The 21,851-nt window shown below is 69.3% G+C and carries 21 protein-coding genes and 1 tRNA gene; 10 read left to right on the top strand and 12 right to left on the bottom strand.

The window, feature by feature from the left end:
* Positions 1 to 8 precede the first annotated feature (8 nt).
* The 8 genes from KOL93_RS04105 to KOL93_RS04070 form a co-directional block, all read right to left on the bottom strand.
* Positions 9 to 1,613, bottom strand: a complete 1,605-nt coding sequence (locus KOL93_RS04105) for a xylulokinase (protein ID WP_260405927.1) — start codon at positions 1,611 to 1,613, stop codon at positions 9 to 11.
* A gap of 85 nt (positions 1,614 to 1,698) precedes the next feature.
* Positions 1,699 to 2,700 carry a LacI family DNA-binding transcriptional regulator gene (locus KOL93_RS04100; RefSeq protein WP_260405926.1) on the bottom strand — a complete coding sequence of 334 codons (1,002 nt, stop codon included), beginning with the start codon at positions 2,698 to 2,700 and terminating at the stop codon, positions 1,699 to 1,701.
* Between the two features lie 26 nt (positions 2,701 to 2,726).
* Positions 2,727 to 4,004 (bottom strand): dihydrolipoamide acetyltransferase family protein, encoded by a 1,278-nt coding sequence (locus tag KOL93_RS04095; RefSeq protein WP_221584054.1) that lies wholly within the window; start codon positions 4,002 to 4,004, stop codon positions 2,727 to 2,729.
* Between the two features lie 5 nt (positions 4,005 to 4,009).
* Positions 4,010 to 5,008 carry an alpha-ketoacid dehydrogenase subunit beta gene (locus KOL93_RS04090; protein ID WP_221584053.1) on the bottom strand — a complete coding sequence of 333 codons (999 nt, stop codon included), beginning with the start codon at positions 5,006 to 5,008 and terminating at the stop codon, positions 4,010 to 4,012.
* Positions 5,005 to 6,120 carry a pyruvate dehydrogenase (acetyl-transferring) E1 component subunit alpha gene (gene pdhA / locus KOL93_RS04085; protein WP_221584052.1) on the bottom strand — a complete coding sequence of 372 codons (1,116 nt, stop codon included), beginning with the start codon at positions 6,118 to 6,120 and terminating at the stop codon, positions 5,005 to 5,007. The genes KOL93_RS04090 and pdhA overlap by 4 nt, the downstream gene beginning before the upstream one ends.
* Positions 6,121 to 6,288: 168 nt before the next feature.
* Entirely contained in the window at positions 6,289 to 7,473 is a 1,185-nt protein-coding gene (locus tag KOL93_RS04080; protein ID WP_221584051.1) for an acetyl-CoA C-acetyltransferase, read from the bottom strand.
* Entirely contained in the window at positions 7,473 to 8,120 is a 648-nt protein-coding gene (locus KOL93_RS04075) for a CoA transferase subunit B (protein ID WP_221584050.1), read from the bottom strand. Before KOL93_RS04075 ends, KOL93_RS04080 begins: the two co-directional genes overlap by 1 nt.
* A 2-nt stretch (positions 8,121 to 8,122) precedes the next feature.
* Positions 8,123 to 8,899, bottom strand: coding sequence for a CoA transferase subunit A (locus KOL93_RS04070; RefSeq protein ID WP_221584049.1), 777 nt, complete (start codon positions 8,897 to 8,899; stop codon positions 8,123 to 8,125).
* A 125-nt stretch (positions 8,900 to 9,024) separates the two neighbouring features.
* Here KOL93_RS04070 and KOL93_RS04065 point away from each other — a divergent pair, with 125 nt between their 5' ends.
* From KOL93_RS04065 to KOL93_RS04045, 5 genes are all read left to right on the top strand, one after another.
* Positions 9,025 to 9,819 (top strand): IclR family transcriptional regulator, encoded by a 795-nt coding sequence (locus KOL93_RS04065; RefSeq protein ID WP_221584504.1) that lies wholly within the window; start codon positions 9,025 to 9,027, stop codon positions 9,817 to 9,819.
* 108 nt (positions 9,820 to 9,927) lie between these two features.
* Positions 9,928 to 11,484, top strand: coding sequence for a carboxyl transferase domain-containing protein (locus KOL93_RS04060; RefSeq protein ID WP_221584048.1), 1,557 nt, complete (start codon positions 9,928 to 9,930; stop codon positions 11,482 to 11,484).
* An 11-nt stretch (positions 11,485 to 11,495) separates the two neighbouring features.
* Positions 11,496 to 13,472 carry an ATP-binding protein gene (locus KOL93_RS04055; RefSeq protein WP_221584047.1) on the top strand — a complete coding sequence of 659 codons (1,977 nt, stop codon included), beginning with the start codon at positions 11,496 to 11,498 and terminating at the stop codon, positions 13,470 to 13,472.
* Positions 13,469 to 13,951, top strand: coding sequence for a MaoC family dehydratase (locus KOL93_RS04050; RefSeq protein ID WP_221584046.1), 483 nt, complete (start codon positions 13,469 to 13,471; stop codon positions 13,949 to 13,951). Before KOL93_RS04055 ends, KOL93_RS04050 begins: the two co-directional genes overlap by 4 nt.
* Positions 13,948 to 14,748: an HpcH/HpaI aldolase/citrate lyase family protein gene (locus tag KOL93_RS04045; protein WP_221584045.1), complete on the top strand. Its 801-nt coding sequence runs from the start codon at positions 13,948 to 13,950 to the stop codon at positions 14,746 to 14,748. Before KOL93_RS04050 ends, KOL93_RS04045 begins: the two co-directional genes overlap by 4 nt.
* 52 nt (positions 14,749 to 14,800) lie before the next feature.
* Here KOL93_RS04045 and KOL93_RS04040 read toward each other — a convergent pair whose 3' ends face one another.
* Together KOL93_RS04040 and KOL93_RS04035 are read right to left on the bottom strand one after the other, a co-directional pair.
* Positions 14,801 to 15,385: a TetR/AcrR family transcriptional regulator gene (locus tag KOL93_RS04040; protein ID WP_221584044.1), complete on the bottom strand. Its 585-nt coding sequence runs from the start codon at positions 15,383 to 15,385 to the stop codon at positions 14,801 to 14,803.
* A gap of 62 nt (positions 15,386 to 15,447) precedes the next feature.
* Complete coding sequence (locus KOL93_RS04035; RefSeq protein ID WP_221584043.1) at positions 15,448 to 16,602, bottom strand: acyl-CoA dehydrogenase family protein; 1,155 nt, start codon at positions 16,600 to 16,602, stop codon at positions 15,448 to 15,450.
* Positions 16,603 to 16,767: 165 nt separating this feature from the next.
* Here KOL93_RS04035 and KOL93_RS04030 point away from each other — a divergent pair, with 165 nt between their 5' ends.
* The 5 genes from KOL93_RS04030 to KOL93_RS04010 all read left to right on the top strand — a co-directional run bounded on the left by KOL93_RS04030 (position 16,768) and on the right by KOL93_RS04010 (position 19,941).
* Entirely contained in the window at positions 16,768 to 17,559 is a 792-nt protein-coding gene (locus tag KOL93_RS04030; protein WP_221584042.1) for a thioesterase family protein, read from the top strand.
* 124 nt (positions 17,560 to 17,683) lie between these two features.
* Positions 17,684 to 17,759: transfer RNA gene (locus tag KOL93_RS04025), tRNA-Lys, on the top strand.
* 54 nt (positions 17,760 to 17,813) lie between these two features.
* Positions 17,814 to 18,623, top strand: a complete 810-nt coding sequence (locus KOL93_RS04020) for an inositol monophosphatase family protein (RefSeq protein ID WP_221584041.1) — start codon at positions 17,814 to 17,816, stop codon at positions 18,621 to 18,623.
* Positions 18,620 to 19,147, top strand: coding sequence for a hypothetical protein (locus KOL93_RS04015; RefSeq protein WP_221584040.1), 528 nt, complete (start codon positions 18,620 to 18,622; stop codon positions 19,145 to 19,147). The genes KOL93_RS04020 and KOL93_RS04015 overlap by 4 nt, the downstream gene beginning before the upstream one ends.
* 173 nt (positions 19,148 to 19,320) lie before the next feature.
* Entirely contained in the window at positions 19,321 to 19,941 is a 621-nt protein-coding gene (locus KOL93_RS04010) for a GntR family transcriptional regulator (protein ID WP_221584039.1), read from the top strand.
* A 60-nt stretch (positions 19,942 to 20,001) separates the two neighbouring features.
* Here the strand turns inward: KOL93_RS04010 and KOL93_RS04005 are convergent, their stop codons facing one another.
* Both KOL93_RS04005 and KOL93_RS04000 read right to left on the bottom strand, forming a co-directional pair.
* Positions 20,002 to 20,433 carry a DUF5684 domain-containing protein gene (locus KOL93_RS04005; protein WP_260405925.1) on the bottom strand — a complete coding sequence of 144 codons (432 nt, stop codon included), beginning with the start codon at positions 20,431 to 20,433 and terminating at the stop codon, positions 20,002 to 20,004.
* A 150-nt stretch (positions 20,434 to 20,583) separates the two neighbouring features.
* On the bottom strand, positions 20,584 to 20,766 hold the full coding sequence (locus KOL93_RS04000; protein WP_221584038.1) for a CsbD family protein: 183 nt from the start codon (positions 20,764 to 20,766) through the stop codon (positions 20,584 to 20,586).
* Between the last annotated feature and the right edge of the window lie 1,085 nt (positions 20,767 to 21,851).

Raw genomic sequence — 21,851 nt, 5'->3', positions numbered from 1 at the left:
CTTCTCGTTCATGCCATGGCCTCGACGGCGGCGCGCTCGATCGCGAGCCCCGTCGCCCAGCGGTCGAGGTATCGCGCGTGGTCGTCGATCTCGCGGGAGGTCGGAACTTCGCGCGTCGTCTCGTCGTCGCCGAAGATCTCGCGCGCGAGCCACGCGGGGAGATCGCTCGTCTCGCCCGCTGCGGCGGCCACGCGATACGCGGCGAGCACCGCCATCCCCCACGCGCCGCCCTCGCCGGCCGTCGCGCCGACGACGACGGGCGCTCCGAGGGCCGCCGCGAGAAGACGCTGCGCGACGCCCTTCGTGCGGAAGATGCCGCCGTGCGCACGCATCTCGTCGATGACGACGCCCTCGTCGTGCAGGGCGCGCATGCCGAGGGCGAGCGTCGCGAAGGATCCGCGCACCTGCGCGCGCATGAGACCCGCGAGCGTGAGCGCAGATCCCGGCGTGCGCGCGATCAGCGGCCGTCCGGCGTCGAGCCCTGCGACGGGCTCACCCGACAGGTGGTTGTACGCGAGGATGCCGTCGTCGACACCGCTCTCGAGCGCCCCGGCGAGGAGCGCCTCGAAGACATCGTCGCTCGACGCGTCGGCCCCGATCGCCGCCGCGAACTCGCGGAAGACTCCCGCCCATTCGCCGATCTCGCTGGCGCCGTTGTTGCAGTGGACCATCGCCACGGCGTCGCCGGCGGGGGTGGTCACGATGTCGATGTGCGCGTGGCGTCGTGCGAGAGCGCGCTCCAGCACGACCATGCCGAAGATGCTCGTCCCGGCGCTCACGTTTCCCGTGCGCGGCGTCACGGCGTTGGTCGCCACCATGCCGGTCCCGGCATCGCCCTCGGGCGGGCACGCCAGCGCACCGGGCTCGAGCGCGCCGGAGATGTCCAGAAGCGAGGCGCCCTCGGCGGTGAGCGAACCGGCGTCCTGACCGGCGCCTCGGACGGCGGGAAGGATCTCGGCGAGGCGGAGGTGGCCCGCACCGGCCTGCGCGTCGAGCTCGTCGACGATCTCCCGCATCCGCGCGTCGTAGTCGCCGGTCTCCGGGTCGATCGGGAACATTCCGGACGCATCGCCGACGCCGAGGATCCGCTCCCCCGTCAGCAGCGCGTGCACATGCCCCGCGAGGGTCGTGATGTGCGCGATCCGCGCCACGTGCTCCTCGCCGTCGAGGACCGCCTGGCGCAGGTGCGCGACCGACCAGCGCAGCGGGATGTTGACGTCGAGCGCATCGGACAGCTCCGCCGCCGCGCGTTCGGTGTTGACGTTGCGCCACGTGCGGAAGGGCACGAGCAGCTCGCCCGACGCGTCGAACGCGAGGTAGCCGTGCATCATCGCGGAGACGCCGAAGCCGGCCACACGGGTGAGGCGCGCGTCGTACTGCGCGGCGACATCGGCGACGAGTGCGGAGTAGGCCGTCTGGATACCCGATCGGACGTCGTCGAGCGCGTACGTCCAGAGCCCGTCGACGAGCCGGTTCTCCCAGTCGGATCCGCCGCTCGCCAGCGTCTGGCCATCGCGCGTCGAGAGACAGGCCTTGATGCGCGTCGAGCCGAGCTCGATGCCGAGCACCGCCTCGCCGCGCTCGATCGCGTCTCGTGCGTGCACTTGCTCCATCGTGTCGCTCCTTCTCGGCATCATCGTCGTCCTCAGAATGTTAGCGCTCACAATCGCGGCGGCGAAACACCTTCCTGCACCGACCTCACGGCGGCGGCGTCGTGCTGCCGCGCACGACGAGCTCCGGCAGGATCGGATCCGCTCCGCTCGCGGTGGGATCGAGCAGGCCGCGCACGGCCGCGTCGCCGAGCGCGGCGAACGACTGTCGAACGGTCGTGAGCGACGGCACGAGGAACCCGCTGCCGTCGATCCCGTCGAAGCCCGCGATCGAGACCTCGTCTGGCACCCGGATACCCCGCTCCCAGAACGCCCGGATGATGCCGAGCGCCAGGTAGTCGTTCGCCGCGAACACCGCCGTGACGGTTCCGTCGACCACGTCGCGCGCGAGCCGCGCGCCCGCGTCGTACCCGCTCTGCGCGTCCCAGCCGGTCGCGTCGAGGATCCGCCCGTCGGCGAACACGTCGGCGAAGCCGCGCACGCGCTCGATGGCGTCGTACCAGTTGCGGGGCCCCGCGACGTGGACGACGCGTTCGTGGCCGAGTCCGGCGAGATGACGCGCGGCGAGCGCGGCCCCGGCGCGCTGGTCGACGGCGACATAGCGCACGCTCGTCCCCGCCGGGGCGTCTTCTCGCGCCGCGACGACCACGATGGGCACGGGAAGCAAGACGCCGTCGAGGAGTGAGGCGACCTCGACGATCGGCGCCAGCACGATGATGCCGTCGACGCCCTGGTTCATCAGCTGGTCGAGCACGCGGCCCGTGTCCTCGGGGTCGTGGGAACCGAGCGCCGCGAGCGACACGAAGTACCCGGCCGCCCGCGCCGACTCCTCGATCGCAAGCACGGTGCTCGCGGGTCCGAAGTTCGTCGTCGCGGTCGTGACGATCCCGATCGTGGCGCTCTGCGTCGTGACGAGCGTGCGGGCCGCCTGATTGCGCCGGTAGCCGAGCTCCTCGATCGCCGTCAGGACGCGCTCCCGCGTCTCGGCCCGCACGTGCGCGTGGCCGTTCAGCACGCGCGACACCGTCTGGTGGGAGACCCCCGCGGCGGAGGCGACATCGGCCATCGACGGCGGACGGGTGCGAGTCATGACGCTCAGCGTATCGAGGCGCCCCCTCACACTCGCGTCATCGCGCGGGCCGGATCCTCCAGCAGCGCTCCGACGGCCGTGAGGAAGCGGGCGGCCTGCTCTCCGTCGGCGATGCGGTGATCGAAGGTCAGGCTGAGCGTCACGACGTCGCGCAGCGCGAGCTCGCCCTCGTGCTCCCACGGGCGACGACGCACGGCGCCGATGGCCAGGATCCCCGACTCCCCCGGATTGAGGATCGGGCTGCCGGCGTCGACGCCGAAGACTCCGACGTTCGTGATGGTGAACGTGCCTCCGGCGAGCGCGGCCGGCGCTGTGGTCCCCTCGCGCGCCTGCCGCGTGAGCTCGGCGATGGCGTCGGCGAGCCCGGCGAGATCCTGGCGATCTGCGGTGGCGATCACCGGGACGAGCAGGCCGCGGTCGGTTGCCGCCGCGATGCCGAGATCGACGTGGTCGTGCTCGATGATCTCGCCGGCGTCGCCGTCCCACGTGCTGTTCAGCGCGGGCGCGTCTCGCAGGGCGAGGCACACGGCCTTGGCGCAGAGCGTGAGAATGCTCACCTTCGGCGCCTCGTCGCCGCGGTCCGCGCGCAGACGAGAGACGAGCGCACACGACCGCGTGACGTCGATCGTGAGCTGCATCGTCGCCTGCGGCGCCTCCGACACGCTCCGGCTCATCGCCTCGGCCATCGCCTTGCGCACGCCGCGGATGGGAACGCGGCGCTCGCCGACGCTCTCCGACAGGCGCGAGCCCCGCGCGTCTTCGACGTCCTGCCGCGTGACTCGGCCGTTCGGCCCGGACCCGTGGATCGACGCGAGGTCGAGCCCGCGCTTCTTCGCGAGCGTCCGCACGAGCGGCGTGGCGCGCGTCTTGCCCTCGGCCCCGGGCGGATCCGGCACGCGAACCGGCGCAGGACGCGCCTTGCGAGCGCGGCGGCGAGGCCTGTCCGAGGTGGATGACGCGGCACCGTAGCCGACGAGGTTCGGCTGAAGCGTGTCCGTGGCCGACTCCTCGTCCGACACGTCGGGGGGCTCGGGGGCGGGCCGCGACTCGGGCTCGGCGTTCTCTCCCGCCAGCTCGAAGGTGATGAGCGGGGCGCCCACCTGAACGGTGTCTCCCTCGTCCGCGTGCAGCGCGGCGATCCTGCCGGCGTGCGGCGACGGCAGGTCGACGATCGCCTTCGCCGTCTCGATCTCGGCGATGCTCTGGTTCATCTCCACCGTGTCGCCGACCTGGACATGCCAGGCGACGATGTCCGACTCTGTGAGCCCTTCCCCGAGGTCGGGAAGTGCGAATGATGTCGTCATGGCGGTCACCTCCCCTCGGTCGCGGCGTACTCGCGTTCGAGCACCCGATCGACGCCGTCGAGGATCCTGTCGAGATCCGGGAGATGGAACTTCTCCGCCTTCGCGGGCGGGTAGGGGATGTCGTGACCCGTCACGCGGACCGGCGCCGCCTCGAGGTACTCGAAGCAGCGGCTCGTCAGCTGCGCGACGAGCTCCGCGCCGATGCCGCCCGAGAGCGCCGCCTCGTGCGTGACGACGAGCCGCCCGGTCTTGCGGACGGACGCCGCCAGGGTGTCGTAGTCGACGGGCGACAGCGATCGCAGGTCGATGACCTCGATCGAGATCCCTTCGTCCTGCGCCGCGATCGCCGCGTCGACCGCGACCTGTACGAGTCCGCCGTAGGCGATGAGCGTGACGTCGTCGCCCGGCGAGATGACGCGCGCCTCGTCCATGCGGGCGGGAGCGGCGTCGAGATCGACGTCGGCCGACACGTGATACCGGCGCTTCGGCTCGAAGAACAGCACCGGATCGTCGCTCGCGACGGCGGCACGCAGCATGTCGTACGCGTCCTGTGGCTGCGCGACCGTCACGACCCGCAGTCCCGGGGTATGTGCGAAGAGCGCCTCCGGCGAGTCGGAATGGTGCTCCGCGGCCCCGATGCCGCCGGCCCACGGGATCCGGATCGTCAGGGGCATCGTGATCGCACCACCCGTCCGCGAGTGCATGCGCGCCACCTGGCTGACGATCTGATCGAACGCGGGATAGATGAACCCATCGAACTGGATCTCGCACACCGGCCGGTAGCCGCGGAACGCGAGGCCGACGGCGGTGCCGAGGATCCCCGACTCCGCAAGGGGCGTGTCGACGACGCGGTCGGCGCCGAACTCCTCCTGCAGTCCGTCGGTGACGCGGTAGACGCCCCCGAGGGCGCCGATGTCCTCCCCCATGAGGACGACGCGGTCGTCGTCCTCGAGCGAGCGCCTCAGTCCCTGGCCGATCGCTTTGGACAGCGTGAGCTTGGTCATCTCGGTGCCTCCTCGAGCCCGTCGAGATAGGCGACGAGAGCCTCGCGCTGCGCGTCCATGTCGGCATGCGGCTCGGCATAGACGTGCGAGAAGAGGCTCTCGGGCGTCGGATCGGAAAGCGCCGTGCACCCGGCGCGCATCTCACCCGCGAGCGCATCCCCGCGGGCGGTCACGCGCTCGTCGAAGCCGTCGGGCAGTGCGCCCTCCCGGTCGAGGAGACGCTCGAGGCGGAGGATCGGATCCCGAGCCTCCCACGCGGCGACCTCGTCGTCCGCGCGGTACCGGGTCGGGTCGTCTGCCGTCGTGTGAGGGCCCATGCGGTACGTGACGGCCTCGATGAGCGTGGGCCCGCCGCCCGTGCGCGCCCGCTCGAGCGCCGTGCGGGTCGCCGAGGCGACGGCCAGGACGTCGTTGCCGTCGACGCGGATCGCGGGGATCCCGAATCCCGAGCCGCGCTCCGACAGCGGGACGCGGCTCTGCAGCGTCACGGGCTCCGAGATGGCCCACTGATTGTTCTGCACGAAGAAGATGACGGGGACGCGGAACGATGCGGCGAAGACCATCGCCTCCGAGACATCCCCCTCGCTCATCGCGCCGTCGCCGAGGTATGCGATCGCGGCGGAGTCGTCGCCGTCCCATGCGATCCCCATCGCGTAGCCGGTCGCGTGGAGCGCGTGCGCGCCGATGATGACCTGCCCCGCGGCCATGCGGATCGCGTTCGGATCCCAGCCGCAGAACGTGACGCCGCGCCAGGCGCGTGCGAGGTCGGTCGGCTCGGCCCCGCGGCAGTACGCGACGCCGTGCTCGCGATAGGTCGAGAACACGAAGTCCTCAGCTCTCAGCATGCGAGCGGAGGCGATCTGCGCGGCCTCCTGGCCGCGCACGGGCGGCCAGATGCCGAGCTCGCCGTGACGCTGGAGCGCCGTGCCCTCCTCGTCGATGCGGCGGATGATCCGCATGTCCTCGAGCAGCCCGCGCAGCGCGTCGTGGTCGAGGTCGCGGACGCGTTCTCGCTCCTCGGCGCTGCCGACGCGGTGCCCGTCGGGGTCGATCAGCTGCAGGAACCCGGAGGCCTTCTGGGCCGGGACCGGGATGTCCGTGGTGCTGTGCATGGTGTGCACTTCCCTTCGATCGTCATTGATCGACACGCGGCCCGTTCGGACCGTCTAGGGACACCGTAGGAACGTCGACGCGGGCGAGACAAGATCCCCCGCCGGAACTGCGCACAGTGCTCACTCTCCCGCGCGATGCGCTCGCGAGAGTGAGCGAAACGATGTGCGTCAGCGCGTCAGGATCAGCGCGTCGCCCTGTCCCCCTCCACCGCACAGCGCCACCGCGGCGGTGCCCGTGCCGCGACGAGCCAGCTCGTGCACGGCATGCACGACGAGCCGGTTGCCCGAGGCCCCGATCGGGTGGCCGAGAGAGATCGCGCCGCCGTGCGGGTTGACGATGTCGCTGGGGAGACCGAGGTCCTTCCGGCCCTGGACGACGACGGCCGCGAACGCCTCGTTGAGCTCGACCAGGTCGAGGTCGCTCGCCGACAGTCCCTGCTTCGTCAGGGCGGCGCGGAGTGCGGTTCCCGGCTGCGGCTGCAGCGAGTTGTCAGGGCCCGCGGTCTGCCCGGCCGCCCCGACGACGGCCAGCACCGTCCACCCCTCGACGTCGGCCTTCTCGCGCGTCGTCACAACGACGGCCGAGGCGCCGTCGGAGATCTGCGACGACGTTCCCGCGGTGATCGACCCGCCGTCCGCGAACGCCGGGCGCAGTGCCGCGAGCCCCTCGCGCGTCGTGTCGGGACGCACCCCCTCGTCGGCCGAGACGACCATCGGATCTCCCCGGCGCTGCGGCACTTCGACGGGCACGATCTCGTCGTCGAAGACGCCCGCCGCCTGCGCGACGGCCGCCCGCTGGTGCGAGAGGAACGCGATCTCGTCCTGCTGCTCGCGCGTGAACCCGTACGCCCCGTTGAAGGTCTCAGTCGACTCGCCCATGCTGATCTCGTCGTACGCGTCCGTCAGGCCGTCGTAGGCCATGTGATCGAGCACCTCGATCGATCCGTAGGTGTAGCCGAAGCGCGACTTCTGGAGGAGGTGCGGGGCGTTCGTCATCGACTCCATGCCGGCGGCGACGACCACGTCGGCATCGCCGGTGAGGATCATTCGCTTCGCATCGATCACGGCTGTCAGGCCCGACAGGCACACCTTGTTGACGGAATGCGCCGGGACGTCCCAGCCGACGCCGGCGCCGATCGCGGCCTGGCGTGCCGCGTTCTGTCCCGACCCCGCGGCGAGCACCTGCCCGACGATGACGGCATCGATGGAGGCACGGGAGATCCCGCCCTTGTCCAGCGCACCGCCGATCGCGAAGGATCCCAGCTGCGGCGCTGTGAAGGAGGCGAGCGCGCCCTTCAGGCGTCCCTGCGGCGTGCGCGCGGCCGCGACGATGACGATCTCCGGTGTGCTCATCAGGCGAGTCCTCTCACGGCGACGGCGAGCTCTGGTTCGGTGACGGCCACGACCTCGTCGATCGTGACGCCCGGCGCGGTCTCGACGAGGACGAGGCCCGCGTCCGTCACATCGATCACCGCCATGTCGGTGATGATGCGATCGACCACGCCCCTGCCCGTGAGCGGCAGCGAGCAGTCGTGCACGATCTTCGCGGACCCGTCCTTCGCGACGTGGTCCATGAGGACGATGAGTCGGCCGGCGCCGTGCACGAGATCCATCGCGCCGCCCGGCCCCTTGACCATCTTCCCGGGGATCATCCAGTTCGCGAGATCGCCCGTCGCGGACACCTGCATCGCGCCGAGGACGGCCTGATCGATCTTGCCGCCGCGGATCATGCCGAAGCTCTGCGACGAGTCGAAGTACGACGCGCCGGGGAGCGTCGTGACCGTCTCCTTGCCGGCGTTGATGAGATCCGGGTCCACGGCGTCCTCGGTCGGGTAAGGGCCGACGCCGAGGATCCCGTTCTCGGACTGGAGCACGAGAGCGATTCCCTCGGGGATGTAGTTCGGGATGAGCGTGGGGAGGCCGATGCCGAGGTTGACGTACTGCCCGTCCTCGAACTCGAGCGCCGCGCGGGCGGCCATCTCCTGCCTGGTGAGCGCCATGGTCAGCTCCCCTTCGTCTCGCGCACGGTGCGCTTCTCGATGCGCTTCTCGATGTCGGTGCCGACGGCCACGATGCGGTGCACGTAGACGCCGGGCAGGTGGACCTGATCGGGGTCGAGCTCGCCGGGCTCGACGAGCTCCTCGACCTGTGCGATGCAGATCCGGCCCGCCATCGCCGCGGCGGGGTTGAAGTTGCGTGCGGCCCTGTGGAAGACGAGGTTGCCGTGGCGGTCGCCCCTCGCCGCGTGCACCAGGGAGAAGTCCGTGACGATCGACTCCTCGAGCACGTACTCGTGCTCGGTCCTGCCAAGCGCGAACGTGCGGACGTCCTTCCGCGGGCTCGCGACGGCGACGCCGCCGGATCCGTCGTATCGACGCGGCAGCCCGCCCTCGGCGACCTGCGTGCCGACGCCCGTCTGCGTGTAGAACGCGGCGATCCCGGCACCGCCCGCGCGCATCTTCTCGGCCAGCGTGCCCTGGGGCGTGAGCTCGAGCTCGATCTCCCCCGACAGGAACTGACGCTCGAATTCCTTGTTCTCTCCGACGTACGACGCCGTCACCTTGCGGATCCGGTGATCCGCGAGCAGCACCCCGAGCCCCCAGTCGTCGACGCCGCAGTTGTTGGAGACGATGGAGAGGTCGGTCGTGCCCTGCGCGAGAAGCGCCTCGATGAGCTGGATCGGATTGCCCGACAGCCCGAACCCTCCGACGGCGAGGCTCGCGCCGTCGGGAACATCCGCCACAGCATCCGCGGCGGACGCGATCTGCTTGTCGATCACGTGTCACTCCTTCGTCACTCGAGCATCGTCGCTCCTCTTCAGCGTGCGCGTCCCGCGACGAAGGGGCAAATGTCCGTTGCCATGTGGACGGCCGAGCGTCTATCGTCCACATCGTGGACACCTGGATGCCTCCGTCCCCTGCCCGCCGCGCAGTCCCCGGCGCGCAGGCCGTCGCGCGCGCCGCCTCGCTCCTCCGCCTCGTGACGGCGACCGGGCCTGACGGCGCGAGCGTGCAGGAGCTCGCACGACGCGCGGAGCTGTCGCGCTCAACTGCCCATCGTCTGCTCACGGCGCTGCGCGCGGAGGGTCTCGCCGATCAGGATGACCGCACCGGGCGATGGCTCCCCGGTCCCGAGCTCTTCCTGATGGGCCAAGTCGCCGCGCAGCGCTACGACATCACCGAGTTCGCCCGCGACATCGTGCATTCGCTGGCGGTGCGCACGGAGGAGAGTGCGTTTCTCTCCGTGCGACGCGGAGACGAGACGGTGTGCCTCGTCCGGGAAGACGGTGCCTTCCCGATCCGGTCGTTCGTCCTGAGCGAGGGCGTGCGCTTCCCCCTCGGCGTCGCGTCGGCGGGGCTGGCGATCCTCGCGTTCCTGTCGGACGACGAGGTCGATGCCTATCTCTCTCGACACCCCGACCTCGCGCGCACCCACGGCCCATCCCACGATGTGGCGTCGCTGCGCACGCGGGTCGCCGAGACCCGCGACCGCGGCCACGCCCTCAATCCCGGTCTCATCGTCGAGGGCAGCTACGGCCTCGGCGCCGCCGTGTTCGACGGACGGGGCCGGCCGCAGTGGGCGCTGAGCCTCACCGGAGTCGACTTCCGCTTCTCACCCGACCGCCTCCCCATGCTCGGACACACCCTGCTCGCGCACGCGCACGAGCTCACGAACCGCCTCGCGGCCGCAGGTCGCTGACGGCGCACCGGGGTGGACACACGCCGCGCGGCGCGAGTACTCTGAGTTTCGGTTAACGGCTAGTAACCCAACAAAGGAGTTGTCCGCTATGCCGCTGAGAGCCGCGCGATGAACACCACCTACCCCGAGCTGGTCGAGGAGCTGCGCCTGCGCCTCGCCGATGTCACCCGCGGGGGGCCCGAGAAGGCACGCGCCCGGCACATCGAACGCGGCAAGCTGCTCCCCCGCGATCGCATCGACCAGCTCGTGGATCCGGGGTCGCCGTTCCTCGAGCTCGCGCCGCTCGCGGGCTACGAGCTGTACGGCGGCCAATGCCCGTCGGGAGGCGTCGTCGCGGGCATCGGGCGGATCCACGGCCGACACGTGATGATCCTCGCGAACGACGCGACCGTGAAGGGCGGCACCTACTACCCGATCACGGTCAAGAAGCACCTGCGCGCCCAGGAGGTCGCCGCCGAGAACCGCCTGCCATGCGTCTATCTCGTCGACTCGGGCGGCGCGTACCTGCCGATGCAGGATGAGGTCTTCCCCGACAGAGAGCACTTCGGACGCATCTTCTACAACCAGGCGCGCATGTCGCGCGACGGGATCCCCCAGATCGCGGCCGTCATGGGCTCGAGCACCGCGGGGGGCGCATACGTCCCGGCGATGAGCGACGAGACCGTGATCGTCCGAGATCAGGGCACGATCTTCCTCGGCGGGCCGCCCCTCGTGAAAGCGGCGACGGGCGAGATCGTGTCGGCGGAGGACCTCGGCGGCGGTGCCGTCCACACGCGCGTCTCCGGCGTGACCGATCACCTCGCCGACGACGATGCCCACGCGCTGTCGATCGTGCGCGACATCGTCGACACGCTTCCGCAGGATCCGCCCCTGCCGGCCGTCCCCGAGGAGATCCTTCCGCCGGAGCTCGCCCCCACGACGCTCACGGATGTCGTGCCCGTCGAGCTCACGTCGCCGTACGACGCGCGTGAGATCCTCCGTCGCGTCGTCGATGCGGGGAGCGTGCACGAGTTCAAGAGGGAGTACGGCGAGACGCTCGTGACCGCGTTCGCCCGCATCGAAGGGCACCGCGTCGGCATCATCGCGAACAACGGCGTGCTCTTCGGCGAGTCGGCGCTCAAGGGCGCCCATTTCATCCAGCTGTGCGACCAGCGCCGCATTCCGCTCGTGTTCCTGCAGAACATCACGGGCTTCATGGTCGGGCGCGAATACGAGGCGAACGGCATCGCCAAGCACGGGGCGAAGATGGTCAACGCCGTCGCGACCGCGAGCGTCCCGAAGCTCACGGTCGTCGTCGGCGGATCCTTCGGCGCCGGCACGTACTCCATGTGCGGCCGCGCCTACTCACCGCGCTTCCTGTGGCTGTGGCCCGGCGCGCGCGTGTCGGTGATGGGCGGACCGCAGGCCGCGTCGGTGCTCTCGACGGTGCGGCGTGAGCAGATCGAGGCGCGAGGCGATGAGTGGACCGCCGAGGAGCAGGCCGAGTTCGAGACGCCGATCCGCGAGCAGTACGAGCAGCAGGGCAGCCCGTACTACTCGACGGCGCGTCTGTGGGACGACGGCATCATCGAGCCCGCGCAGACCCGCGACGTCCTCGCTCTCGCGCTCGATGTGATCCAGCGCGAGCAGCCGGAGACGACCGGCTACGGCATCTTCCGAATGTGAGGCGCACCGACGTGTTCGACACCGTACTCATCGCCAACCGCGGCGAGATCGCCTGCCGCATCATTCGCTCCGTGCACGCCGCCGGACTCCGAGCCGTCGCCGTCTACAGCGACGCCGACGCCGGAGCGCGCCATGTGCGCCTCGCCGATGCCGCCGTGCGCCTCGGGCCCGCCGCGGCCGCCGAGAGCTACCTCGACATCCAGAAGGTTCTGGACGCCGCGCGCGCCACGGGTGCGGGGGCCATCCATCCCGGCTACGGCTTCCTCGCCGAGAACGCCGAATTCGCGCGCGCCTGCGAAGACGCCGGCATCGTGTTCATCGGGCCATCGGCCGACGCGATCCAGGTCATGGGCGACAAGATCTCGGCGAAGCGCGCTGTCGCCGCGCGCGACGTCCCGACGGTTCCCGGCATCGCGGCGCACGGCCTCGGCGACGACGAGCTCGCGGCAGCCGTCCCCGGCATCGGCTACCCGATCCTCATCAAGCCCTCCGCCGGAGGCGGCGGCAAGGGCATGCACGTCGTCGAAGAGGGCGACGACCTGCGAGCGTCGCTCGCCGCAGCCCGCCGCGAGGCCGCCGGGTCATTCGGCGACGACACGATCTTCATCGAGCGCTTCATCGCGAACCCTCGCCACATCGAGGTGCAGGTGCTCGCCGACGCGCACGGCCACGTGATCCATCTGGGTGAGCGCGAGTGCTCGCTGCAGCGTCGACACCAGAAGGTCATCGAGGAGGCACCGTCTCCTCTGCTCGACGCCGCGACCCGCGCGCGCATCGGCGAGGCCGCATGCGAGACCGCGCGCAGCGTCGACTACCGCGGCGCCGGAACGGTCGAGTTCATCGTCTCGGCTGACGCGCCCGACGAGTTCTTCTTCATGGAGATGAACACGCGACTGCAGGTCGAGCACGCCGTCACCGAGCAGGTCACCGGCGTCGACCTCGTCGCCGAGCAGCTGCGCATCGCCGCGGGTGAGGCGATCTCGCGCGCACAGGACGAGATCGTGCACGACGGCCACAGCTTCGAGGTGAGGATCTACGCCGAGGACGCGCGCGCCGGCTTCCTCCCGACCGGCGGACGCGTCACCGGCGTCGTCGAGCCGAGCGGCGACGGCGTGCGCGTGGACACGTCGCTCGAGCCCGGGCTCGACGTCTCGATCTCCTACGACCCGATGCTCGCGAAGATCGTCACCTGGGGCGCCGACCGCGAGCAGGCCCGACAGCGCATGCTCCGCGCGCTCTCGCACACGGCCGTGTTCGGGTTCACGACGAACATCGAGTTCGGCGCGCGCCTGCTCGAGCTTCCCGACGTCGCCGCCGGTCGCATGGACACGGGGCTCATCGCGCGCGAACTCGATGCCATCGAGTTCGCCGAGGCGACCGAGCGCGAGGCCGTCGAAGCGGCTCTCCTGTTCGCGCACGCCGCGCAGGCTCGCGGATCCTCCCCCTGGGATCGGCTCGGCGGCTGGCGAATCGGTCCGCACGCGCCCGCGCACCTGCGTCTGCGTGCGCACGACGGCGATGTGTTCGACGTGCACGTGCGGGGCACCCCCGAGGACGCGCGCGTCTCCGTCGGCGAGGGCGACCCGAAGCCGGCGCGCGTCGAGGTGCACGACGACATGGCCACCGTCGTGTGGGACGGCGTCGGCCGCACGTTCCCCGCGCACATCGCCCCCGCAGAGGTCTCGCTCGTCTCCCGCGCCGCGACCTTCGTGTTCGCACGAGAGGCTCTGGCACGCCTCGCCGGCGACGATGAGGGCGCGCCGCAGGTGCTATCGCCCATGCCGGGATCCGTGATCCTCGCGCACGTGTCCACGGGCGACCAGGTCGAGCCCGGCGACCCCATCGTGGTCGTGGAGGCGATGAAGATGGAGCACGTGGTGCGCGCCGGAATCGCCGGCACCGTGGCGCTGCAGGTGGCTGAGGGCGACCAGGTGTCGCGCGGTCAGCTGCTCGCCGAGATCTCCACCGGCACCGAGGAGGACGTATGACCAACCGACGCGTGGAACAGCGGGGCCTCTACTTCGAAGAGTTCGAGGAGGGCACGACCTACGTGCACTCGCCGGGCCGCACGGTCACCGAGGCAGACAACGTCCAGTTCACGACGATGACGATGAACACTCAGTCGCTGCACCTCGATCGGGCATGGGCGGAGCAGAGCGAGTTCGGGGAGCGGCTCGTCAACAGCATGTTCACGCTGTCGACCCTCGTCGGCCTCAGCGTCGGACAGCTCACGCTCGGCACGATCGTCGCGAACCTCGGGTTCTCCGAAGTGTCGTTCCCCGCCCCCGTGCATCACGGCGACACTCTCTACGCCGAGACGTTCGTGCGGTCGACACGTCGCTCGAGGTCCCGCCCCGGGCAGGGCATCGTCGAGTTGGAGCACACGATGTACAACCAGGACCGCACGATCGTCGCGAAGGCCGTGCGGCAGACGCTGGTGCTCGCGCGACCGGAGGGAGTGTCATGAGGCCCTGCGGGCCGGCTCTGCTGTTCTGCCCCGCCGATCGACCCGATCGAGTCGTCAAGGCCGCTGCTCTGGCCGACTCGGTCATCGTCGATCTCGAAGACGCGGTCGCACCGACCGACAGAGCGGCCGCGCGCCGAAACCTCGCGGAGCTCGACCTCGATCCTGCCCGCACCATCGTGCGTCTGAACGCCGCCGGCACCGATGACCACGCCCGCGACGTCGAGGCGCTGCGCGGGACACGGTTCACGACGATCATGCTCGCCAAAGCCGAGGGTCCGCATCAGCTCGATGACCTGGCGGGCCTCGACATCATCGCGCTCTGCGAGACGGCGCTCGGCGTCGAGAAGGCGTACGAACTCGCGTCTCACGAGCGCACTGTCGCGCTCATGTGGGGGGCCGAAGATCTCGTCGCGAGCCTCGAGGGGAGATCGAGCCGCCACGCGGACGGCCGCTACCGCGACGTCGCCCGCGCGGCGCGCACCCGCGTGCTGCTCGCCGCCGGCGCCGCCGGCGTGGCCGCCATCGACGCCGTGCACCTCGACATCGCGGACGCCGACGGCCTCGCTGCAGAAGTCGAGGACGCGGCGGCCAGCGGATTCTCCGCGACCGCGTGCATCCACCCGTCGCAGGTACCCGTGATCCGCGACGGCTACGCGCCGACCGACGACGAGATCGAGTGGGCGGATGCCGTCCTCGCGCGCGCCGAGACAGAGCCGGGCGTCTTCCGCTTCCGCGGCCGCATGGTCGATGAGCCCGTGCTGCGTCAGGCGCGCCGTCTGAACGCGGCGCGCAACTGAACGGTCACGACACCCCGCGGCAGACCCGGCGTCGCTCCGATGGCCGCGTGACTCAGGAGACGTCTCCGAGCAGCGCGCGCTCTGCCATGAGTCGAAGCTCCGCCGCGGCGCGCGCCTTGGATCCGCGCAGATACTGCGTCGAGTTCAGGAGGCCGAATGCACCGACGAGCCGCACCTGACGGGCGCGCTCGTCGAGCTCGGGCGCCGCGTCCGCCAGCTCTGCGGCCCACCGGTCGACGTACTCCCGCTGCAGCCGGCGCACCTGGTGGCTGGCCTCACGCGAGAGCTGAGCGATCTCGCGGTCCTGCAGCCGGATGACGTCGGGCTCCGAGATCGCGAAGTCGGTGTGGAAGGCGATGAGCGCCCGGATGCGTGCCTGCGCCTCGCCTCGCTCTTCCGCCAGGATCTCGGCGCTGCCCTGAAGCAGCCGCTCCGAGACGGTCACGAGAAGCTCCGCCAGGATCGCGTCCTTGCTCGGGAAGTGCTTGTAGACCGCGGGCCCGCTCATGCCGACGGCTTCGCCGAGTTCGTTGGTGGACACGCCGGCGAAGCCGCGCGTCGCGAAGAGCGTGGCGCTCGCCGCGAGCAGCTCCGCGCGCCGGTTCGCCTTCTGAGTGCTTCGCCATGTCGCTGTCATCTCGGACATCGTAGGCGCCGTCCTCTCCTCCTTCCGCGCAGCAGCGGCGAAGGACGATCCCGTCAGAGGCCGAGCTCTCGAGCGATGAGCATGAGCTGGACCTCGGTCGTGCCCTCACCGATCTCGAGGATCTTCGAGTCGCGGTAGTGACGTGCCACCGTGTACTCGTTCATGAAGCCGTAGCCGCCGTGGATCTGCGTCGCGGCGCGAGCATTGTCCATGGCCGCCTCGCTGGCGACCAGCTTGGCGATGGCCGCTTCCTTCTTGAACGGCTCTCCCGCCAGCATCTTCGATGCCGCGTGGTAATACGCCGTGCGAGCCGCGTGGGCGCGCGCCTCCATCCGCGCGATGGCGAAGGAGATCGACTGGTACTCGCTGATCGGCCTGCCGAAGGACTGACGCTCCTTCGCGTACTTCACGCTCTCGTCGACGCACCCCTGCGCCGCGCCCGTCGCGAGCGCGGCGATCGCGATCCGGCCCTCGTCCAGCACAGACAGGAAGTTCGCGTATCCGCGCCCGCGCTCGCCGAGGAGGTTCTCCTCGGGCACGGTGGCATCCATGAACGTAAGGGGGTGGGTGTCGGAGGCATTCCAGCCGACCTTGTTGTACGCGGGTTCCGCGGTGAAGCCGGGGGTGCCCGACGGGACGATGATCGTGGAGATCTCCTTGCGGCCATCTGCCTTCGTGCCCGTCACCGCCGTCACCGTGACGAGGGACGTGATATCGGTCCCGGAGTTCGTGATGAACTGCTTGGATCCGTTGACCACCCACTGTCCGCCGTCGAGCTTCGCCGTCGTCGCCGTCGCGCCGGCATCGGATCCCGCGCCCGGCTCCGTGAGGCCGAACCCGGCGAGCGCACGACCGGCCGTGAGATCGGGGAGGTGTCGCTGCTTCTGCTCCTCGGTGCCGAAGCGGGCGATCGGCATCGCACCGAGGCTGACCCCGGCCTCGAGGGTGATCGCGATCGACTGGTCGACCTTTGCGAGCTCCTCGATGGCCAGCGCGAGAGCGAAGTAGTCTGCGCCTCCCCCGCCGTGCTCCTCAGAGAAGGGCAGGCCGAACAGCCCCATCTCGCCCATCTGCTTCACGACCTCGTACGGGAACGTGTGGTTCGCGTCGTGCTCGACTGCGACCGGTGCGACGACCTGCTGCGCGAAGTCGGCGACGGCGTCCTTGAGGTCGAGGTATTCGCTCGGGATCTCCGCAGTGATGCTCATTGCTCTCCATCGAGTTCGCCCCGTCTTCGTCGACGGCGACACCATTTGAGTTAGCGCTCGCTAATCCAATCTGCAAGTCAGTATGAGGGAATCAGGACGGGATCTCAACCATCTGAGAGCCTGCTAACGTCCAAGCCACGCACTGGCCCCATCTGCGAGGAAGCAATGACGACCGAAGCCTCGAGCTACTACACCCGCGTCGACGACGACGTGTTCCGCCCGACTCTCCACGCGCAGGGCGCCTGGTCCGACGACGAGATCCACTTCGCCAATCTCGCCGGCCTCCTGCTGCACGAGCTCGAGCGCCGCTTCGCCGACCTGTTCACGGCAGGGTTCGTCGCGTCCCGACTCGCCTACGAGATCCTCGGCGTTCCCGCACTCGACGATTGCCGCGTCTCGTCGCGCGTCGTGCGCCCCGGGCGTACGATCCAGCTCGTCGAGCTGGAGGTCGCCATCGGGTCGCGCACAGCCGGCACATTGCGCGCCTGGTTGCTCGCGTCACGAGACACGGCCGACCGGCAAGGCACCCCCGTGGATCCACTGCCCTCCCCGGCCGAGGCGACCCCGTTCGACGTCGCCGGCAAGTGGGGCGGCGGGTTCATCCGATCCGTCGAGGGGCGGGAGCTCGAGGAAGGGCGACCCGGCCGCCATCGCGCATGGCTGCGCCCCGGATATCCCCTCGTCGAAGGAGAGGAATCGGGGCCGCTCGCGAGCTTCGGATCCATCCTCGACGTCGCCAACGGCATCGCCGTGCGCGAGGGGCCCGACACCCTGGCGTTCCCGAACGTCGATATGACGGTGCACCTCGCCCGTGCACCGAAGCCGGGCTGGGTCGGCTTCGACACCTCGGTCACATTCGGCCCCACCGGCCAGGGGGTCACCCACACGGTGCTGCACGACGAAACCGGGCACGTCGGCTACATCTCGCAGTCGCTCACCGTGCGTCCGATGGCGTGACGATGCGTGCTCCCAGCACGTGCTCAGACACGCCGGGGATCCGGGCGCGATTGGCGCGAACGAGGGAAACTGCGTAAAGTAATTCCTCGGTTCGGGATGCGGAATTCACCGCCTCGCAGACCATGCACCTCTAGCTCAATCGGCAGAGCAATTGACTCTTAATCAATGGGTTCAGGGTTCAAGTCCCTGGGGGTGCACCAGCTGAGAAGGCCTCGATGCGAAAGCATCGGGGCCTTCTTCGGTACGCTGGAGCAATGGCCTCCCCCGCGCCTGCAGACGATGCTCTCGCCGACGATCTCTCCCTCGCATTGCGGCTCGCCGACGCCGCGGATGCGGAGTCGATGCCGCGCTTCGACTCGGTCGATCTCGACGTGGCCCTCAAGCCCGATCGCTCCCATGTGACCGAAGCCGACCTCGCCTCCGAGCGCGCGATCCGCAACCTCATCGAGGCCGAGCGCCCCGGCGACGCGATCTTCGGTGAAGAGTACGGCTCGAGCGCACCGGCCTCCCGCCGGTGGATCCTCGACCCCATCGACGGGACGGCGAACTACCTGCGCGGCGTCCCCGCATGGGGCACCATGATCGCGCTCGAGATCGACGGCATCATCCGCCTCGGCGTGGTGAGCATGCCCGCGATGAGCAGGCGCTGGTGGGCCGCCGAAGGTCTCGGGGCATGGACCGTCGCGCACGGCAGCCCCCGTCGCATCGGCGTCTCCTCTGTCGAATCCTTCGATGAAGCCTCCCTGAGCTTCCAGTCGATCGCGCAGTGGCGCGACGCGGGCCGCCTCGATGCGCTGCTCGACCTGCAGGAGCGCGTGTGGCGCGACCGCGCATACGGCGACGTGTGGTCGTACATGCTCCTCGCCGAGGGTCGCCTCGAGATCGTCGCCGAGTTCGACGTCAAGGAATACGACGTCGCGGCCGCCGCCGCAATCGTGCGCGAAGCGGGCGGACGCTTCACCTCGTTCGAAGGATCCGACTCGCTCGACACACTGTCGGCGCTCGCCACCAATGGGCTGCTGCACGATGACGTGCTGCGCCTGTTCCATGGGGATCCCACGTGACGCGGGTGCGTACCCTGCTGACGCTCGGTACGGGAATCGTCGCTCTCGCCATTCTCACGGGCTGCGATGGCACGACCACCGCGGGAGACCCTGCGGGCTCATCGTCGACGGCGCCGTCCGAACCGGTCGCCATCACGTGCGAGACGATCGTCTCGACCTCATTCGCCGAGGAGCTCCTCGGCATGGGCTGGTCCGCTCGCGAGGAGCCCTTCCGCATCGGCGAGCACGAGCTGACCGATGGGATCCAATGCATCTGGGGCGATGCGACCACCGGCAGCGAGGTCGCGCAGATGTACGGCTGGGTGCCGGTCGACGACGAGACCTCGTCCGAGATGCAGCAGTACCTCGAAGACAACGGGTGGATCCGCGAAGAAGAGGGCGATGCCATCTACCTCACGGAGAACCCCGAGTTCGCCCCGTACGTCGGAGACGATGGATACGGCATGACGTATCAATTCGGAGAGGGATGGATCACACTCGCCGATACGAAGTCCGGCCTCCGCCTCATCATCCCGCGCGGCTGACGAGATTCTGACGCAGGCGACCTCGCCGCTCGGCAGGGGGTCTTCCGGAATTCCCGCCGCCAGCACGTCGTGGCACCGAAATCACGCCTAGCATCGGAAAGCGGCCACCTGCGCTGGGCAGGTGCCATTTTCGATTCTCCGCGCCGTGCGGGCGCGAGCAGGAGGGCGCTCCCATGCTGCAACCCGTCGCTTCGACCACCGTTCGTCTCGCCGACGCCGTCTTCAGCCGCATCTCCGATGCGATCATCACTGGCACCCTCGCTCCGGGCGAACGCCTACGCGACGCGGAGCTCGCGCGTTCGATGGGCGTGTCGCGGATGCCCGTTCGCGAGGCGCTGCAGCGCCTCGAGCGCGTCGGCCTCGTCGAGATGTCCCCGAGCCGGTATACGCGCGTCACCACCGTGACTCCCGAGCTCTCGGAAGACAGTCTCCAATACGCCGGGTACTACGCCGCGTCAACGCTCCACATGGCGACGCAGCGCATGGACGACGACCAGCGTCGTGCGTTCAACGAGGCGATCGACGACATCACATCGAGGCTCGAGGCGGACGGCCGTGCGGTCGAGGAGCGGCGCGCACTGCACCGACTGCTCGCCGAGATCGCCGGAAACGCGTTCATGGAGACCATCTCTCGCGACGCCGTCCTGGCGATCTCCCGCAATCTCCAGGGCATCGAGCTGCCGCTGAGCGACCCCGCCGTCCTCGTCGAGAACTACCGGCAGCTGCGCGAGGCGGTCGTCGCCGGAGACGCGCCTCGCGCCGAGCGACTCATGCGCGAGCAGTTCGGCATCTGACACGACAGAAGAGGGCCGCCGCGGCATCACTGGTCGCGGCGACCCTCTTCGTCGGCTTCCTCAGCGCTGCGGGACGTAGCGGTCGCCGCCGAACCCGAGGATGAGGTAGCCGATCGGTGCGAGCAGCCAGAGCAGGAAGAACGAGAATCCTCCGCCCTTGCCGAAGTTCGCCCCCACTTTGATCGCGACGATGATCATCAGCACGATGTTCGCGATCGGCACGAGATAGAGCAGCGCGAGCCACATGTTCATGCGCGCGACCTTGAGGAGGAAGATCATGTTGAGGATCGGGATGATGCCGAGCACGCCGGGCACGCCGGCCTTGTCGAACGTCTTCCACAATCCGATGGCTACGAGGACGTAGAGGATGAGACCCAGGATGCCGCCGCCGACTCCCATCGAAGCGGCGATGTCCGAGAAGAAGCCGGTGCCGCCCATGTCACCGTAGCCAGCGACGGGGCCGACGCTGGTCGTCAGATTCAGTGCGCTCATGCCGCTCAAAGTAGCGCGTCAGCGGTCGATTGTCACCGATCACGCACCAAGAAGAACTAGAGCCGCGCGCTGCCGGTCGGCGCACACCGCGCGGACACGAAAGCGGCCCCCGCACCGGAGTGCGAGGGCCGCCTGGACAAGAAATCGTCGTCAGTCGAGTTTGTCCTTTGCCTTGTCCTTGACGTCCTCGACCTTTTCCTTTGCTTCGCCCTTGGCCCGGTCGACCTTGCCCTCGGCGACCATGCTGTCGTCGTCGGTGGCCTTGCCGTAAGCCTCCTTGGCGGAGCCCTTGGCCTTGTCGGCCGCGGCGGAGAGCTTGTCATCAAGTCCCATACAGTCCTCCTTCGATCGATCTACAGGTACACCCTGAGCATGCCAAGACACCTGCTTTCCCGCAAGGGCGACGATGCGGAATGCGAGAATCCACCAGAACGCGCCCAGCCTCGCCGACAGCGGACGATTCTCCGACACGGAGAAACCCCCGCGTCCCCTGCGGAGAGCAGGGGACGCGGGGGTTGTTCACAGGTGCGTTGCGGTCGTGGTCATCCTAGGAAACTACTTCTACCCTAAACAGGCTTTTGACCAGGTCTTTCGTCTGATCGATCTGGCGAGACAATGCCAGAGACTAAGCGAGAGTGCAGCCCGGAAGAGGGAATCTACTCGACCCCGGGACGGCGACTGAAGCTCAGCGACGAGCAGATCCGACGGCTCGTCGAGTAATACCGGGCGGGGACTCGATGCGAACGCTCGCGCACCGTTTCGGTGTCCACTGCGAGGCCGTCAGCAGGAAGCTGCGGCAGGCGGGCGTCGAGATCCGCACGGCTCAAGCATCATGACCTCTCGTGTGCGCTACGTAGAACACACAACATCCCAACCATACGGTCAACCACCTGGGCCCTCCGTTGTTCATTCCAGAGCGGTTGAGGGCGCTGTCCACCTTCAACCAGCCAAGAGTGTTTGGCCTGCCCATCTCGGGCAGGTCTCCCCAGCGCGATTGATCGGCTGGGGAACGAATAAGGCATCCCCGTAGACTGCCCTTCAACACCCGAGCCACCTGACTCTGGTGGATCTGGCAACCTCCCGCAAGGAGGACGTCTCTCCTCTTCGGCGACGCAAGCCACGATGGCGAGACGCTCTCAGTCCCTCCGGCGGCAGCGTCGCTCCTGATGGAGCACGACCGCTACCGCATCGAGTCACCACCGTGCAGGACGATGGCTGGTACACCAACGAATGCCGATTCGACGACTACTTCCATGCAGCCGCCTGGGGCCTGCTGCTCCTCGAGCGGTGGAGCCTCGCCGTCGATGTACGTGTCGTGCCAGTTCTTGCATAGACCGGAGTCGTCCCGAGGTCGAGCGACCCGAACGCTCCTCCGGGCGGCTCCCCCACTCCCCTTGTTGACGTCATGCGGCTTCCCG

This window comes from Microbacterium salitolerans, from assembly GCF_019720895.1.
GTDB lineage: Bacteria > Actinomycetota > Actinomycetes > Actinomycetales > Microbacteriaceae > Microbacterium.
The sequence above is the reverse complement of the archived record's forward strand: the minus strand, read 5'-3'. Positions and strand labels throughout refer to the sequence as shown.

What these genes read in the sequence shown, in the direction of transcription:
- KOL93_RS04075 (WP_221584050.1), bottom strand. Translation starts at nt 8,120, where the DNA reads ATGGCGCTCACCAGGCAGGAGATGGCCGCCCGCGCGGCGCTCGAGTTC.
- KOL93_RS04050 (WP_221584046.1), top strand. Translation starts at nt 13,469, where the DNA reads ATGACCAACCGACGCGTGGAACAGCGGGGCCTCTACTTCGAAGAGTTC.
- pdhA (WP_221584052.1), bottom strand. Translation starts at nt 6,120, where the DNA reads ATGCACAGCACCACGGACATCCCGGTCCCGGCCCAGAAGGCCTCCGGG.
- KOL93_RS04060 (WP_221584048.1), top strand. Translation starts at nt 9,928, where the DNA reads ATGAACACCACCTACCCCGAGCTGGTCGAGGAGCTGCGCCTGCGCCTC.
- KOL93_RS04020 (WP_221584041.1), top strand. Translation starts at nt 17,814, where the DNA reads ATGGCCTCCCCCGCGCCTGCAGACGATGCTCTCGCCGACGATCTCTCC.
- KOL93_RS04010 (WP_221584039.1), top strand. Translation starts at nt 19,321, where the DNA reads ATGCTGCAACCCGTCGCTTCGACCACCGTTCGTCTCGCCGACGCCGTC.
- KOL93_RS04065 (WP_221584504.1), top strand. Translation starts at nt 9,025, where the DNA reads ATGCCTCCGTCCCCTGCCCGCCGCGCAGTCCCCGGCGCGCAGGCCGTC.
- KOL93_RS04035 (WP_221584043.1), bottom strand. Translation starts at nt 16,602, where the DNA reads ATGAGCATCACTGCGGAGATCCCGAGCGAATACCTCGACCTCAAGGAC.
- KOL93_RS04095 (WP_221584054.1), bottom strand. Translation starts at nt 4,004, where the DNA reads ATGACGACATCATTCGCACTTCCCGACCTCGGGGAAGGGCTCACAGAG.
- KOL93_RS04040 (WP_221584044.1), bottom strand. Translation starts at nt 15,385, where the DNA reads ATGACAGCGACATGGCGAAGCACTCAGAAGGCGAACCGGCGCGCGGAG.
- KOL93_RS04105 (WP_260405927.1), bottom strand. Translation starts at nt 1,613, where the DNA reads ATGGAGCAAGTGCACGCACGAGACGCGATCGAGCGCGGCGAGGCGGTG.
- KOL93_RS04030 (WP_221584042.1), top strand. Translation starts at nt 16,768, where the DNA reads ATGACGACCGAAGCCTCGAGCTACTACACCCGCGTCGACGACGACGTG.
- KOL93_RS04000 (WP_221584038.1), bottom strand. Translation starts at nt 20,766, where the DNA reads ATGGGACTTGATGACAAGCTCTCCGCCGCGGCCGACAAGGCCAAGGGC.
- KOL93_RS04090 (WP_221584053.1), bottom strand. Translation starts at nt 5,008, where the DNA reads ATGACCAAGCTCACGCTGTCCAAAGCGATCGGCCAGGGACTGAGGCGC.
- KOL93_RS04005 (WP_260405925.1), bottom strand. Translation starts at nt 20,433, where the DNA reads ATGAGCGCACTGAATCTGACGACCAGCGTCGGCCCCGTCGCTGGCTAC.
- KOL93_RS04080 (WP_221584051.1), bottom strand. Translation starts at nt 7,473, where the DNA reads ATGAGCACACCGGAGATCGTCATCGTCGCGGCCGCGCGCACGCCGCAG.
- KOL93_RS04045 (WP_221584045.1), top strand. Translation starts at nt 13,948, where the DNA reads ATGAGGCCCTGCGGGCCGGCTCTGCTGTTCTGCCCCGCCGATCGACCC.
- KOL93_RS04100 (WP_260405926.1), bottom strand. Translation starts at nt 2,700, where the DNA reads ATGACTCGCACCCGTCCGCCGTCGATGGCCGATGTCGCCTCCGCCGCG.